We start from the raw sequence: 14,143 nt of genomic DNA, 5'->3' as shown, positions 1-14,143 counted from the left end.
TACTCATGTCGTACGGCGTGACGGGCGCCACACTCCGAGTCATGACGCACATTCCGCCGCCGCCCGCCGTGGAGTTGCAGCTCCTCGATGCCGAGCTGCGCCAACTGGACGCCCGCCGTGCGCAGTTGCTGCACCGCCGGGCCTGGCTCCTGACCGCGCTTCAGCCGGTCTGGTCCGCGCCCGTGTCGCCGCCACTGCCGGCCAAGCAGCCCCGCCGCGAGGCCACCGCACCCGGCGTGCAGAACGTGCTGCTCCTGCTCGGCGGCCTCCTGCTCACCCTCGCCGCGACGGCGTTCACGCTGGTCAGCTGGGGCAGCATGGGGATCGCGGGCCGGGCGCTGGTGCTCGGTGCGGTGACCCTGGCGGCGCTCGGCGCGCCCGTGCTCCTGCTGCGGCGGGGCCTGCGTTCCACGGCCGAGTCGTTCGCGGGCATCGGTCTCGCCCTGACGGTGCTGGACACCTACGCGCTGCACGAGGTCGCGTTCGCGGGCGGGGACGGCGTCCGGTTCGCGGCTGCCGCATCGGCGGTGCTCGCGCTGGTGTGGACGGCATACGGCATCGGGACGGCGGCTCTCCCCCGCCCGGCCACCACCCGCACCACCCCGACCACCGCACCCGCCTCACCGACCCTTCTCCTCCCCCTCCCCGCCGCGCTCGCGATCGCCCAACTCCCCTTGATCCTCTGGGCGATCGCGGCCGGCGGGGGCCTGCGTACGATCACGGCGGCGGTGCTGCTGACCACGGTGATCGACATGGTTGTCGCGCTCCGGGCCACTCCGAAGGCCGTTCGCTTCGTCGCCGCCGGCGGTGCGTTCGGCATGGGTGGCTGGGGCGTGCTGGCGACCGGCCTCATCTCCCTGGATGCGGCCGGTCCGGGCGCCGCCGCCCGTGCGGCGGCGCTCTTCGCCCTTGCGGCGGCGGGCGCGTTCGGCGCGGCGTGGCTCGCTTCGGGCCGTGGCCTCAGGACAAGTACAGCCGCGGCGGGCGGCCTGTTCGTGGTCGCCGCGCTCGGCGGAATGCTGCGCGCGGCGACGCCCGCCGACTGGACGGTTCCCGGATATCTGGCCTGCGGAATCGCCCTGTTGGCACTGGTACGGGGCCGACTCCCCGAGCCCGTGCGCCACGGCCTCGGCTGGGCCTCCGGCATCGTGCAGGCGAGTTCGGTGCTGTGGACACTGCCCGCCGTCGGCGTCACGCTGCTCGGCCCGGCCGCGTGGCTGTCTCGTGCGTGGTCCGGCGCGCCCGGCGACGCCCGCGAAGCGGCGGCGACGGACACCTTCTGGCCGACGCACGCGACCACAACTCCCTTGATCCTGCTCGCGGTTGCGGCGGTGCTGGCCCTCACGGTCCAGGCCGCAGCGTGGCGCCCCCAGGCGCTGGCCGCCGCCCTCACCCTGACCTGGGCAACGGCACTCACCCTCCCGACCGCGCTACAACTGCCGTACAACGTCGGCCTGTTGGTGCCCGGTGGCACGATCATGGCCCTGCTCGTGCTCAGGCACCGCATGGCCACCACGCTCGCCCTGGTCACCTCCCTCGCCCTCGCCTGCCTCGCCCTGGCCGCTGAGCCGGCCACCCTCGCCGTCCTCGCGTCACTGACCGCCGTGTTCGCGGCAGCCGCCTGGCGCGGGCGCCTCGCACCGGCGACCGCCGCCGCCTCCCTCACTTACGCCACGGCCCTCGCCTGCGCGGTGGGCGCCTCCCCCGACTGGCAGCCACAGCACATCGCACTGCTGGTGCTGCTCGTACCGGCGACCGCCGCACTGCTCGCGGCACGCGTCGCCGACCCGACCACCACGAAGGCGATCGAGATCACGGGGGCCGCGGCGGCGCTGGTCGCGATCGATCTCGCAACAACCGAACTGCCCATGCTGGCCCTGGTATTGGCCCTGTGCGGAGTGATCGTGGCGGGCACGGCGATACGACCCGAGCGCAGGAACCTCGGCTATGCGGCCGCCGCCCTCTTCGTCCTCGCCACCTGGGTACGCCTGGCCGCGTCGGACGTCACCGACCCCGAGGCGTACACACTGCCGGTGGCCGTCCCCGCGCTGCTGGTCGGCGCGCTGCGCAGGCGCCGCGACCCGAGCGCCACGTCCTGGACGGCCTACGGCCCCGGGCTCGCCGTCACGCTCGCGCCGAGCCTCCTCGCGGCCTGGACCGACCCGCACTGGACGCGCCCCCTGCTGCTGGGCACGGCCGCGCTGGCCGTCACGCTGCTCGGCGCCCGGCACCGCCTGCAGGCACCCCTCGTCCTCGGCGGCAGCACCCTCGCGCTGGACGCGCTGCACGAACTCGCCCCGTACCTCGCCCAGGTCGTCGGCGCCCTCCCCCGCTGGGCACCTCCCGCCCTCGCCGGCCTCCTGCTGCTCGCCCTCGGCGCGACCTACGAGCAGCGGATCCGGGACGCCCGGCGGGTGCGGGAGGTCCTGGGGAGGATGAACTAGCCCTGAGCTAGGGCATCTTGTCGCCGAGCAGCGCCAGGTTCTCGATGGCGGCGAGGCCGTACAGCGCGGTGTCGTTCGAGGACACCCACGCGGCCTCGCTGCCCGGGACGAGAGTGACCGGACCGTTCAGCGCCTCCGTCTTCCACGGCGAGGACTCCATATAGCCGTCCGAGCTGTAGAACTTCGTCCAGGCCCGCTTGGCGAGCGTCGCGTCGCCGAGCTGTACGGCGGCGTAGGCGTCGAGGCGTGAATGGCCCTGGAAGAGCAGCAGGGTGCCGAAGTTGGAGCCGTAGCGTGCCGCCTGTTCCGTCTTGGAGGCATTGAAGTAGCGGCAGTAATCCATGTACACCTCCTTGAACTTGGGCATGTCGACCAGGTAAATCAGCTCGGCGCAGAGCTCGTTGAGGCCGAACACCGCCGAGAGGTGCGAGACGGAGACCACGGGCGCGGAGGCTACGGCGAACTTGCCCGTGTCGAGGTCGTACAGCTCACTCCCCTGCACAAATCCGTTGGGCTGGGCGGCGATTGTCTCCATCGTGGACAGGACCCGTGCTTTCGCCTTCTCCCACTTGGGGCCCTTGCGCTCCCACTCGGTCAGCCACGCCGACACCAACCCGCTCCAGTCCGTGCCGAATCCGATCGACAGGGCGTGCCTGTCAGGGGTGTACGGAGCGGTGCGGATCTTGCGGATCGGGTCGAGGACGAGGAAGGTCTCGTCGGAGTCGACGTTGGCGGCCATGAGGTCGCCGACGCGTTCGTCCGCGGTGAGGAAGTAGTAGTAGCGCCGGTAGGTCGTGTTGGCGATGCGCTGCTGCTTGGCGCTGTCGGCGTAGTGCTGGATGCCGTGCCGCGTGCCCAGGCCGGCCCACTGTCCGAGGTGGTAGACGTCGACCTCGCCGGTGTGCCGGGTGAGCGCCTCGGCGAAGCGGAAGATGTCCGAGCGGCCCGAGCGGAGGTACGCGAACCAGAGCCAGATGTCCGGCGACAGCTCGGAGTTGTCCCAGGCGTAGCCGCCGACGTCGTAGCGCCACTGGTGGCGCACGGTGTCGTAGGAGTGCATGAAGTCGCCGTAGTCCCAGAAGCCGTACCAACGGCGTTGTGCCACCTGGTCCTTGTAGTAGGTGAAGAGGAAGTCGAGGTGGTCCTCGATCTTCGCCTTGGCGGCGGTGGAGCGGTCGGGCTCGGAGTAGAGGCCGGGGCCGAAGACCTTGGACTTGATCAACTGTGTGGGCGGGGCGGCGAGTTGGGGCAACACTCGTACGGCTTCGACCTGTTGGGCGAGGGTCTCCGGTGTCGGCGTCGACTCGTTGGCCCAGAAGAGGAGTTCGGAGGTGCGGGCGATGCCGTACGGGGTGCCGAACTCGGGTTCGTAGTCCTCGTAGGTGATTTCGAGGCCTTCGAGCTGCTTGGCGTAGGTGTCCTGGCCCATGCCGTCGTGGTAGAAGCGCAGGTCCATCGGCTGGGCCTCGGGCGACCAGAGCCAGAGGGTGACCTCGGCCTCGTCGGTGTGGGCGTCGCGGATGTCGAGCTGGGCGGGGAACTTCTCCCAGAAGTCCCGCAGTCCGAAGGAGAATCCGCCGCTCGCCCCGCCGACGTACCCGAAACCGGACGCGTGCCCGCCACCGCCGGCGGGGATCCAGCCGTAGCCCTTCGTGGTGCGCTTGCGCAGGGTGAAGCCGTCGGCGGAGAGCTGGGAGAGGGTGTAGTCGCCCCACTTGGGGATGTACTGGAGGCGGGTCGTGACCCGCTGGTCCCAGGTGGAGGGATCGGCGAGTTTCTGACCCGCGTACTGGGCGGCCTGGACGGTCGCGCCCGGGTCGCGGCGCAGGCCCGTGACGCCCTGAACTGCCTCCCGCAGCAAGCCTGTTCCTTCGCCGCCGATGCGAATGTGGCGGTCGTAGGCCGCGTCCCGCATCGGCACGGTGAAGCGGACGCCCAACCCACGGATGAAGTCGCCGCTCGCCTTTCCCGGTTCCACCGTGCCGTCGAAGGTGATCGTGTGCACCATGCGGAAGGAGTCGGCGCCCGCGTAGAAGTAGAGGCGGATCGAGAACGGCAGCCAACTCCGGCCGCCCTTGCGGTGTTTGCCGTCGATGCGGACCACCGCCCTTACCGGGCCGTCCTGTTCGACGGTGACCTCGCCGATCACGCCGTCGAAGCGCTCGGTCTTCACCGCGCCCTGGTCCTCGTCCTCGATCTCGGGCTGACGGATGAGGACGAGACGGCCGTTCTTCGCGATCTCGGTACCGCCCCGGGTGACCGACTTGATGAGGGTGGAGCCGTTCTTTCCGATCTTCGCGGTGATGACCCCGGTCGACACGTCGATGGTGCCGCCGCTCTTGTCCACGGTGACCTTCTTGTCGGGGGCTGCCGTGTCCCCGGCGGTGAGCGTGAGCTTGCCGGAGCCCGAACTCACCGCGTGCGCCGTCCACTTGAGCGACCCGTCCGGCCAGTAGGCGATCGGCCAGGACTGGACCGGCACGGCCGCGCCACCGGCGTCCGTCAGCGCGAAGGTCTGGTCCTCCTGATAGGTGCCCATCGGCCACGGCACGCCGACCGTCGAACCGGGCGCTGCGCCGAGACCGCCGTCCTCCAGCCAGTCGAGGGTCACCGGATCGTCGTCGGCCGCTGCGGTTCTCGGTGCGGCTTGGGCATCCGTCGCCCCTAGCACCCAGCTGAACTGCGCCGCGGCTCCGGCGGCAGCGGCGGCCTTGAGGAGGGACCTGCGGGGGATGGGAGACATGGCCTGTCCTTTCCGTGCGGGTAGCGTTTTTCACGCCCGTCTGGTCAGGGGCATGACAGATAGAGACACGGCAGTGGCCCACTGCCGTGGAACCGCCCGTCAGCGGTTGCGGTACCGCTGCTCCACCGCGACGGCCGCCGCGGCGACCGCCCCCAGCACGGGGACCGCCAGCGGTGCGATGAGCAGAGCCGAACAGCCGACGAGGACCAGCCCGCCGACGAGCAGGAAGGAACCGGCGGGGTCGAGGACCGTACGGCGGCCGGCCTCGGCGAGCAGAGCCCGCCAGGTGTCCCCCGGCGCCCAGACCGCCGCCGCGCGCATCCCGGCGACGACGAGCCCGAGCAGCGCGAACACCCCGACGGCACCGACGAGCGGCCCACCGGGCAGCCCGGCCCGCACGGCCTGGACGTCCACCCACACGGCGGCCCCCGCACCCCACCCGGCGAGGCCGACGACCCACCCGCCGCGCACGGCCACCCGGAAGTCCGCGACGAACTCCCGCCGGCCGCCGCCCACATGACCGGTACGACGCCTCAAGTGCCGTGCCCCGGCGGCGAACGCGGCCGGGTAGGTGACAACTCCCGCCGACGCGACGGCGATCCACACCCCGGTGAGCAGACACTCGGCGAACACCCCGAACCGCTCGGCGAAGACCGACTCCCCGCGCGCTTTCACACGTGCTCCGGCCACCGTCTCAGCCCTTCAGTCCGGAGGTCGCCATACCGTCGATCAGGTAGCGCTGGAAGGCGAGGAAGAACAGCAGTACCGGCAGCAGCGCGACGAGCGACATGGCGATCATGCCGCCGTAGTTGGCCGCCACTCCGTCCGAGTCGCGGAACATCATCAGGCCCAGGGAAACGGTGTATTTGCCGGGCTCGTTGAGGTAGATCAGCGGGCCCATGAAGTCGTTCCAGGCGTTGATGAAGGTGAAGATCGCGCTGGTGATGAGCGCGGGCCGGCACAGCGGCAGCACGATCGACCAGTAGATGCGGAGGTGTCCGCAGCCGTCGAGGCGGGCGGCCTCGTCCAGTTCCTTCGGCAGGTTCCGCATGAACTGCACCATCAGGAAGACGAAGAAGGCCTCGGTCGCCAGGTATTTGCCGATGAGCAACGGGACGTAGGTGTTGACCAGTTGGAGCTTCTGGAACATCACGTACTGCGGGATCAGCAGCACGTGGTACGGCAGCAGGAGTGTGCCGATCATGAGGGAGAAGAGCAGGTTGCGGCCGGCGAACCTGATGCGGGCGAAGGCGTAGGCCGTGAGGGAGCAGGAGACGAGGATGCCGACGACCGAACCGAGCGCGTAGAAAAGGGAGTTCTGGAAGAAGGTCCAGATCTTGATGTCGGCTATGCCGTCGGCGAGGCCCTTGAAGTTGGACAGGATGGGGTGGCCCGGGAACAGCTGGAGGCTGTTGATGATGTCCTTGCTCGGCTTGAACGAGGCGCCGATGACCCAGAGCACCGGATAAAGGATCACCGCGAGGATCAGCAGCGCGCCGAGGTGCCAGACCAGGGACCCGGTGTGCTTGCGGCCGAGTGCCGGGGGCTTCGTCGTGGTGGCGCTCATCGGGCGTCCTCCTCGTAGTGCACCCACTTCTTCTGCGACCAGAAGAGGACGGCCGTCACCAGGGCCACGGCGAGCAGCAGCATCCAGGCCATCGCGGCGGCGAAGCCCATCTGGGCGTCCTTGAAGCCCTTTTGGTAGAGGTAACAGGTGTAGACGAGGGTGGCGTCGGCCGGACCGCAGTAGGTGTTGGAGACGACGTACGCCGAACCGAAGATCTGGAACGAGTGGATGGTCTCCAGCAGCACGTTGAAGAACAGCACCGGGGAGATCATCGGCAGCGTGATGCTCCAGAAACGGCGGAACGGTCCGGCGCCGTCCATCTCGGCGGCCTCGTACAGCTCCCGGGGCACCTGTTTGAGCCCGGCCAGGAAGATGACCATGGGCGCCCCGAACTGCCAGACGGTCAGCGCGACCAGGCAGTAGAGGACCCAGTCGGCGTTGCCGACCCAGCCGCCGACATGGAAGCCGAGGAAGGACTGCGTACGGTCCACCACGGCGCCGTCGGAGAAGAGCGACCGCCAGACGAAGCCGATCGAGACGCTCGCGCCGATCAGCGAGGGGGCGTAGAAGGCGGCCCGGTAGAAGGCCTGGCCGCGGCGGCTCTGGGCCAGCAGCAGGGCGACACCGAGCGCGAGCAGCAGCTTCAGCGGGGTGCCGATGACGACGTACTTCGCCGTCACCTCCACCGACTTCCGCCACCGCGGGTCGTCGAACATCGCGGTGAAGTTGTCGAAGCCGACCCACTTCGGGCTGTTGAAGAGGTTGTAGTCGGTGAACGCGAAGTAGAGCGAGGCGGCCATGGGGCCCGCGGTCAGCAGCAGGAAGCCCGCGATCCAGGGGGACATGAAGAGATAGCCGGCGAGGTTCTCCCGGCGGCCCCGCCGCCCCTTGGTGACGGGGGCGGCGGAGCGTGCCTTCCGGGTGGTGGGCACGGAGTCCTTGACGAGCGTCACGGCGGTTCCCATCAGGCTTGGAAGGCGGCCTCGGACTCGGTGAAGAACTGTTTCACCGCGTCCGTGACCTTGGTCTTGCCCTGGCCGAGGTCACCGCCGATGCGCAGGAAGGCGGCCTCGACGGTGTCGGCGCCGGAGGGGTGCGGGGTGATCGTGCCGAGGACGCCGGACTTGGCGGTGGTGTCCTCGTACTGCGCGATCTCCTTGCTCACCGTGTCGGTGGGCTTGAACGCCGCGTACTGCTCGGTGCTGGCCAGGATGCCGCGGTCGTAGCCCATGATCTGGCCGACCGCCGGGTCGTGGACCATGAAGTCGATGAACTGCGCGGCTTCCTTGGGGTGCGAGGTGTGAGCCGAGGCGCTGAGCATCAGCGAGGCGAGGTACTGGCCGGTGTGCTTGCCGTCCATGGTGGGGATCGGGGCGAGGCCGTAGGTGCTGCTGCCCTCCGCCGAGTAGCGGACGGTGAAGTTGTCCCAGGTGAACTCCGAGGCTCCGTGCCCGGCGGAGAGCGACGACTTGGGCTGGTCCTGGGCGACGATCTTCGGGTCGGTGACGATTCCGGCCTTCACGCGGCCGTACCCGTCCGTCCACCACTCCGTCAGATCTGACTTGTCGAAACCGAGTCCGTCCTTGGTGAAGAAGGCCTTGCCGTTCTGGCGGAGGTAGAGGTCGTACAGGTACATGATGGCGAAGTAGCCCGTGTCGCCCGGGACTTTCGTCTTGTCGTGGATCGTCTTGAGGGCCTTGAAGTAGTCGTCCCAGGTCCAGCCCGTGGCCGGGTCGACGCCCGCCTTCTCGAACACTTTTTTGTCGATGACCAGCGCCATGGTGTTGGAGCCGACCGGAACGCCGAGCTGTTTTCCGTCGACCTCACCGACCTTGGTGACGTCGGCACGGAAGTGATCCAGGCTCAGATTGCCTGCTTTTACCTGTGAGTTGAGGTCGAGCAGAATGCCTCTCTTGTCGTACTTCCGAAGAAATCCGACGGCGTTCTGGAATACGTCCGGCGGATTTCCGCCCGCGGCCTGCGTCTGGAACTTCTCCCAGAACGATTGATACGTCTGAAAGTCCGTCTTCACCTTGATCTTCGGATACTTCTTCTCGAAGAGCGCGATGGACTGATTGATCTTTTTCGCCCGTTCCTCGGCACCCCACCACGAGTAACGGATCGTCACCGTCCCGTCCGCGGACGTGCCGCCGTTGCCACCGCAGGCCGTCGCGGCCAGCCCCAGCGTGACCGCCGAGACTCCGGCGACCTTCAGGACCGTACGCCTCTCCACATTCGTGCCGGTTCCCATGACGGGTCCCTCCCCGTAGCGTCGTTGCCACCTGCATGAATCGTTTCAAGTAAGCGCTTGCTGGCACAAGTTACGGAGGCCCTCGGGGTGCGTCAATGATTCGGACAGGAATTTCTTGTGGCCCGGCTGAGCGCTACGGCGGCGCCGCCGGGCGCATCACGGGAGCGGCTGGGCGGACATCGCAGGTGAGGCGGCCGCGATCGGCCGGCCGAACAGGAAGCGGCCTGCCGCACTCGTCGACGACCGGCCGAAAAAGGCCCGGGCAGCGGGCAGTTGACCTCTCGTCACCGACGGACGAACGACGACGGCCCGCCTGCGTGATCACAGGCGGGCCGTCGGGCCGGGTGGGCGATACTGGGTTCGAACCAGTGACCTCTTCGGTGTGAACGAAGCGCTCTCCCACTGAGCTAATCGCCCGGACGCACGGAGAACATTACCCCATGTCAGCGGGTGCCTCCGACCAGCACGGCAAGGCACCCGGGCGCCGCCGGCGGATCACTGGTCCTTGATCTTCCAAGGCATCACGACACCGAACTTCCAGACGTAGACGCCCACAAGGGCGATCACGATCACCAGGCCGATCGAGGTCAGGACGATGTTGCGACGGCGCACCGCGGGGTCGAGCGCGCGCTGTGCCGCCTCGGTGACCTTGCGTTTCGTCCAGCGGAGCACCAACTGCGCCCAGACGAACTCGGTCGCCCAGATCGCCATACCGCCGAAGATCACCACCCAGCCGGGTCCCGGCAGCGGCAGCATGACGATGCCGGCGGCCACGACCGCGAGGCCGATGACGAAAACACCGACCTGCCAGCTCAGATGCAGCGCGCGGCGCGCCTTGACGAATTCCGGCGCCTTGGAACCGAGCCCCCGCTCGTCCCGCGCCTCGTCCGCTTCCGTCCCGTCCGGCGCCTCGTCGGCCACTCCGTCCGACGCCACGACAACCTCACCCGGCCCGTCACTCCCCGTATTCATACGGACAAACCCTACCCGAGGGAAACCGGTCACCGGAATGGCCGCACCGAGCGATCGAGCCCTCGGCCGGAAGAGTTACGTAAAGGCACGCAAAACACTCAGAGGGGTTTACAACGGCACCGTAGGTGGCATGTCGATTTCGCCGACGTGCGAATCCCCGAGCGCACACTGAGCGAAAGGCCCTGGCGCTTATGAACACCACGGTCAGCTGCGAGCTGCACCTGCGCCTCGTTGTGTCGAGCGAGTCATCCCTGCCTGTTCCCGCAGGCCTGAGGTACGACACGGCCGACCCCTACGCCGTGCACGCCACCTTCCACACCGGAGCCGAGGAGACCGTCGAGTGGGTGTTCGCCCGCGACCTTCTCGCGGAGGGCCTCCACCGGCCCACCGGTACCGGCGACGTCCGTGTCTGGCCATCCCGTAGTCACGGTCAGGGCGTCGTCTGCATCGCACTGAGCTCTCCCGAGGGCGAAGCCCTGCTGGAGGCTCCCGCACGGGCCCTGGAGTCCTTCCTGAAGCGGACGGACGCCGCCGTGCCACCCGGCACGGAGCACCGGCACTTCGACCTGGATCAGGAGCTGTCGCACATCCTGGCGGAGAGCTAGCGCAAGGCCCCGACCCAGAATCACCCGGCGCCGTCCGAACTCGGGGAGACGGCTCGGGCCTGGACAACCGCATATGGCACACACCGGCGCCGTCGCCGCGATTCGTCGCGGGGGCGGCGCCGGTGTGTGCGGTGCGGAGCCCGCTCCCGGCGACTCTCCGTAGTCCGGGGAACCGTGCGGGACACGAACGCGTTCATAGGGGCAGGGGCCGCCCTCCGGGAAGCCACTACCATCGGCCAGCATCGGCGGGCGCCCGCCCGACCCCCAGGCCAGGGAGCTAAACGTGCTGATCACCCACGACACCCGGTGCGCCCTCGACACCGTGGTGGATCTGGTGAACACCGCACCGGAGGACGCCGCGGCGCCGGACGGACTGTCGGACGTCGCGCTGCTCACGGATTTCGTACGAAACCACGAGATGAGCGATGTCGGCGAGCTCTCGGAATTCGACCTCTCCGCCGTGCGCAAGATCCGCGGCCGGTTCACCGCGGTCTTCGGGGCGCCGGACCCCCGGACCGCAGCGGGACTGATCAACGACCTGATCGCCGCCGCAGGCACCACACCCCGCCTCACGGACCACGACGGCTACAACTGGCACGTGCACTATTTCGCGCCCGGCGCCTCGGTCGCCGACCATCTCGCCGCCGACTGCGGGATGGCGCTCGCGTTCTTCGTGGTGGCCGGCGAGCAGGAGCGGCTGCGCCGCTGCGAGGCCCCCGACTGCAGGCGCGCCTTCGTCGACCTCTCCCGGAACCGCTCGCGCAGATACTGCGACAGCCGGACCTGCGGAAACCGGCTGCATGTCGCCGCGTACCGGGCCCGGCGCAAGGAAGCGGCGGGCTGAGGGCCGACGTCTAGGTCGTGTCCGCAAAGTCCCGTCGTCCGCCCGGAGGGCGGGCCCCGCGGCGTCCGGTGCGTGCTCTGGGGGTCCCCCCGGCCGAAGGCTGGGGGAGTGCCGGGCGGAAGCCCTCGTACTGGACATACTTGGGCTTGCGCCCGGTGCGGCGAGAGTGCGTGCCGGGCGTCGCGGGGTAGGGGGTACCCCCTCTGGGGGAGGGACTTTGCGGAAACGGCCTAAATGAGGTCGTGGCCCCCGGCGGGTGACGTCGGGGACCACGAGTACGGCTCACAGCATCAGCAGGTCGTGCAGCGAGGCCATGAGCAGCAGACACCCGATCACCGCAAGGAAGATCATCAGCGGTGGCTGGGAAAGGGCGAAAAGGCAGCCGCGCGGCTCGTCCTTCGGCGGCGCGGCGTCGCTCTGTGTCGTGTCCAGCATCTCGCCGCGATGATGACGCAGCGAGGACCCCTCACGCGATCAACACGCCCGATAGGAGAGGGAGTTCGCCGAATTCCGTGATGTCCGTTTCGGGTCGCGTCGCGTCCTGAACACTTACCGGCGGACCCGGCTCGCTCTGTGTCGTTTCAGTCGCTGTGCGGCCGTCATATGCCGTGCTTCTTCAGGATGGCCTCGATGTCGCTGAAGTCGTCCCCGCTCTTGGCGCGGGGCGTGGCGGCCGGCCGGGTCGCCGGGCGTACGGCAGGGCCGAGTGAGGGCGCGGAGGCCGTGGGCGCCACCGCGTCCGACCGGTCCGCGGCGCGGGCCGCCCTGCGTTCCTTGCGGGTGCCGCCGCGGCGGCGCTCCACGGCGCGGGCGCCCGAGAAGAGCAGCCAGGCCCCGCCGAGTACGACGAAGCCCGCCCAGGCCACGGGACTGAACGCGGTGTCGGCGGCCCAGCCGACGACCCCGGTCATCACCAGGCCGACGGGCACCAGCGAATAGGCGGCGATACGCGCGGCGGAGAGAAAACGCTTGCGGTACGCGGTGACCGCCGCGATGCCCAGGCCTGCCGCGGAGACGGCGGAACAGACGGTCTCGGCAATCATCCGGTCCTCCAGGCAGTTCCGTCGGGCAGTCTCGGTCGGACGAGGTCGGGCGGTCCGCTCGGACACGTCGGTCCGGCAGGTCGCACTTCGTCCCTTCCATCCTGCACCGTCCGGTACCCGGGATGCCATGCCCCGGTAGGACATCAGGGACATCTCCGGGTCGCATCCTCCCCAGGTGCCGGTCGTCGTCGTACGCCCGCGCCCCGTGGTCCCCGTGATCCCGGTTGGGACGGCGGATCCGGGGCTGGGAGACTGGTCCCATGAGTGACCTCTCCCCCGCGCGCACCCCCGTCCTCGACGTCTGGTGCGAGCTCCAGTGCCCGGACTGCCGCACCGCGCTGGACGATCTGCGCGCCCTGCGGGCCCGCTACGGCGACCGGCTGGAACTGCGGCTGCGGCACTTCCCCGTGGACAAGCACAAGCACTCCTTCGCCGCCGCGCAGGCCGCCGAGGAGGCCGTGGAGCAGGGGCGGGGCTGGGACTACGTCGAGGCCGTGCTCGGTCGGGTCGAGGAGCTGGACCGTAGGGGAGAACCCTTCCTGGTCGAGGTGGCCGGTGAACTCGGTCTGGACGCCGAGGAGTTCGACACCGCCCTGATCGACGGCCGGCACATCCTGATCGTCGACGCCGACCAGGCCGAGGGCAAGGCCATCGGCGTGACCGGCACCCCGACGTATGTCATCGACGGCGAACGCCTCGACGGCGGCAAGAGCCAGGAGGGGCTGCGCGCCCGTATCGAGGAGATCGCCGACCGGCTGCTCGCCGAGGGCGAGTGAGCCCCGGAGCGGGTCTCGACGCACGCCTCAGAGCAGGCTCTTGTACAGGTGGTAGGTGACCGTCTCGTAGCCGAGTGACTCGTAGAGCCGCTCGGCCGGGGTGTTGCCCACGAAGACGTTCAGCCGGATGGTCGGCAGACCGGACGCGATGCCCTGGGCCTCGGCCAGGAGCATCAGGGAGCGGCCGTGGCCCTTGCCCCGGTAACGGGCGTCGGACTCGACCTTGTAGACGAAGGCCTTGCCGTCACGCAGGCCCGTCCAGAGCGTGCCCACCACCGTGCCCTCGTGCTCCAGGACGCTGATGAGCATGTCCGCGGTGGCGAGTCCGTCGGGAAGCAGTTGGGCGTTGCTCTCCAGAGCCCTGGTCCGGGCCTCGGCCTCGGGCACCCCGCGCTCGGTCCAGCTCCGTACGAAGGACTCGGTGTCGAGTTCCTTCCAGGGGCCGTACTCCGCCGAGGTCATGGGCCGCCCCCGGCTCCCCGCGGGCAGTTCGGGCGCGGTGTCGCCGAGCGGCTTCTCCATGTGGCGGTTGCGGACGACGTACCCGAGGGCGGTCGCCACCTTGAGCGCCGCCTCCGCTTCGGCAGGCACGGATGCCTCGATCCGGTCGCAGCCCCACCCCCGCACCACTTCCTCGGCGGCGAGCGCGGCCACCGTGCCCCGGCCGCGCCGGCGGTCCGGCTCCTCGATGCGCAGGTCCAGGATCCGGGCCACCGAGTCGCCGAAGAGCGGACTCGTGCCGAGGTGTACGGCGCCGACGGGACGGCTGTTCACACACACCTGGTAACGGCGTGAACGCGTCCCGTCGGCCTCGCGCTGAAGCGGCTCGGTCGGCCGCAGGGTCGTGGTCATCAGTTGTGTTCTACCCGACCCGGAGCACCAGGTCAGCCCATTAAAT

Annotated in this window: 13 protein-coding genes and 1 tRNA gene; 4 read left to right on the top strand and 10 right to left on the bottom strand. The window is 69.4% G+C overall.

Annotation, left to right across the window (positions count from 1 at the left end; translation table 11 throughout):
* The first annotated feature begins 5 nt into the window (after nucleotides 1–5).
* The gene (locus ACIBJH_RS30945) at nucleotides 6–2,444 is read left to right on the top strand and encodes an SCO7613 C-terminal domain-containing membrane protein (protein WP_399120157.1); all 2,439 of its coding nucleotides are present in this window, start codon (nucleotides 6–8) and stop codon (nucleotides 2,442–2,444) included.
* A 7-nt stretch (nucleotides 2,445–2,451) separates the two neighbouring features.
* Here the strand turns inward: ACIBJH_RS30945 and ACIBJH_RS30940 are convergent, their stop codons facing one another.
* The 7 genes from ACIBJH_RS30940 to ACIBJH_RS30910 all read right to left on the bottom strand — a co-directional run bounded on the left by ACIBJH_RS30940 (nucleotide 2,452) and on the right by ACIBJH_RS30910 (nucleotide 9,977).
* A complete protein-coding gene (locus ACIBJH_RS30940; protein WP_399120156.1) occupies nucleotides 2,452–5,187 on the bottom strand; it encodes a Tat pathway signal sequence domain protein in 2,736 nt (911 codons plus the stop codon).
* A gap of 99 nt (nucleotides 5,188–5,286) precedes the next feature.
* Nucleotides 5,287–5,877 (bottom strand): hypothetical protein, encoded by a 591-nt coding sequence (locus ACIBJH_RS30935; protein WP_399120155.1) that lies wholly within the window; start codon nucleotides 5,875–5,877, stop codon nucleotides 5,287–5,289.
* Between the two features lie 4 nt (nucleotides 5,878–5,881).
* A complete protein-coding gene (locus ACIBJH_RS30930) occupies nucleotides 5,882–6,754 on the bottom strand; it encodes a carbohydrate ABC transporter permease (protein ID WP_399120154.1) in 873 nt (290 codons plus the stop codon).
* The gene (locus ACIBJH_RS30925) at nucleotides 6,751–7,719 is read right to left on the bottom strand and encodes a carbohydrate ABC transporter permease (RefSeq protein ID WP_399120153.1); all 969 of its coding nucleotides are present in this window, start codon (nucleotides 7,717–7,719) and stop codon (nucleotides 6,751–6,753) included. Before ACIBJH_RS30925 ends, ACIBJH_RS30930 begins: the two co-directional genes overlap by 4 nt.
* Complete coding sequence (locus tag ACIBJH_RS30920; RefSeq protein ID WP_399120152.1) at nucleotides 7,719–9,005, bottom strand: ABC transporter substrate-binding protein; 1,287 nt, start codon at nucleotides 9,003–9,005, stop codon at nucleotides 7,719–7,721. Before ACIBJH_RS30920 ends, ACIBJH_RS30925 begins: the two co-directional genes overlap by 1 nt.
* A gap of 345 nt (nucleotides 9,006–9,350) precedes the next feature.
* Nucleotides 9,351–9,422, bottom strand: a tRNA-Val gene (locus ACIBJH_RS30915).
* Between the two features lie 78 nt (nucleotides 9,423–9,500).
* Nucleotides 9,501–9,977 carry a TIGR02611 family protein gene (locus ACIBJH_RS30910; protein ID WP_399120150.1) on the bottom strand — a complete coding sequence of 159 codons (477 nt, stop codon included), beginning with the start codon at nucleotides 9,975–9,977 and terminating at the stop codon, nucleotides 9,501–9,503.
* Between the two features lie 191 nt (nucleotides 9,978–10,168).
* Between ACIBJH_RS30910 and ACIBJH_RS30905 the strand changes: the two genes are divergently transcribed.
* Both ACIBJH_RS30905 and ACIBJH_RS30900 read left to right on the top strand, forming a co-directional pair.
* The gene (locus ACIBJH_RS30905; protein WP_004002642.1) at nucleotides 10,169–10,582 is read left to right on the top strand and encodes an SsgA family sporulation/cell division regulator; all 414 of its coding nucleotides are present in this window, start codon (nucleotides 10,169–10,171) and stop codon (nucleotides 10,580–10,582) included.
* Nucleotides 10,583–10,865: 283 nt separating this feature from the next.
* Nucleotides 10,866–11,426: a CGNR zinc finger domain-containing protein gene (locus ACIBJH_RS30900; RefSeq protein ID WP_399120149.1), complete on the top strand. Its 561-nt coding sequence runs from the start codon at nucleotides 10,866–10,868 to the stop codon at nucleotides 11,424–11,426.
* A 282-nt stretch (nucleotides 11,427–11,708) separates the two neighbouring features.
* On the opposite strand, the gene ACIBJH_RS30895 is transcribed toward ACIBJH_RS30900, so the two are convergent.
* On the bottom strand, nucleotides 11,709–11,861 hold the full coding sequence (locus tag ACIBJH_RS30895; RefSeq protein ID WP_019059824.1) for a hypothetical protein: 153 nt from the start codon (nucleotides 11,859–11,861) through the stop codon (nucleotides 11,709–11,711).
* 164 nt (nucleotides 11,862–12,025) lie between these two features.
* The gene (locus ACIBJH_RS30890; RefSeq protein WP_399120148.1) at nucleotides 12,026–12,469 is read right to left on the bottom strand and encodes a hypothetical protein; all 444 of its coding nucleotides are present in this window, start codon (nucleotides 12,467–12,469) and stop codon (nucleotides 12,026–12,028) included.
* Nucleotides 12,470–12,729: 260 nt separating this feature from the next.
* Here ACIBJH_RS30890 and ACIBJH_RS30885 point away from each other — a divergent pair, with 260 nt between their 5' ends.
* Nucleotides 12,730–13,245 carry a DsbA family protein gene (locus ACIBJH_RS30885; protein WP_399120147.1) on the top strand — a complete coding sequence of 172 codons (516 nt, stop codon included), beginning with the start codon at nucleotides 12,730–12,732 and terminating at the stop codon, nucleotides 13,243–13,245.
* Between the two features lie 27 nt (nucleotides 13,246–13,272).
* Here the strand turns inward: ACIBJH_RS30885 and ACIBJH_RS30880 are convergent, their stop codons facing one another.
* The gene (locus ACIBJH_RS30880; protein WP_399120146.1) at nucleotides 13,273–14,097 is read right to left on the bottom strand and encodes a GNAT family N-acetyltransferase; all 825 of its coding nucleotides are present in this window, start codon (nucleotides 14,095–14,097) and stop codon (nucleotides 13,273–13,275) included.
* Nucleotides 14,098–14,143: the final 46 nt, after the last annotated feature.

The organism is Streptomyces sp. NPDC050548 (assembly GCF_044457385.1).
Classification (GTDB): Bacteria; Actinomycetota; Actinomycetes; order Streptomycetales; family Streptomycetaceae; genus Streptomyces.
This window is presented reverse-complemented; position numbering and strand designations above follow the sequence as displayed.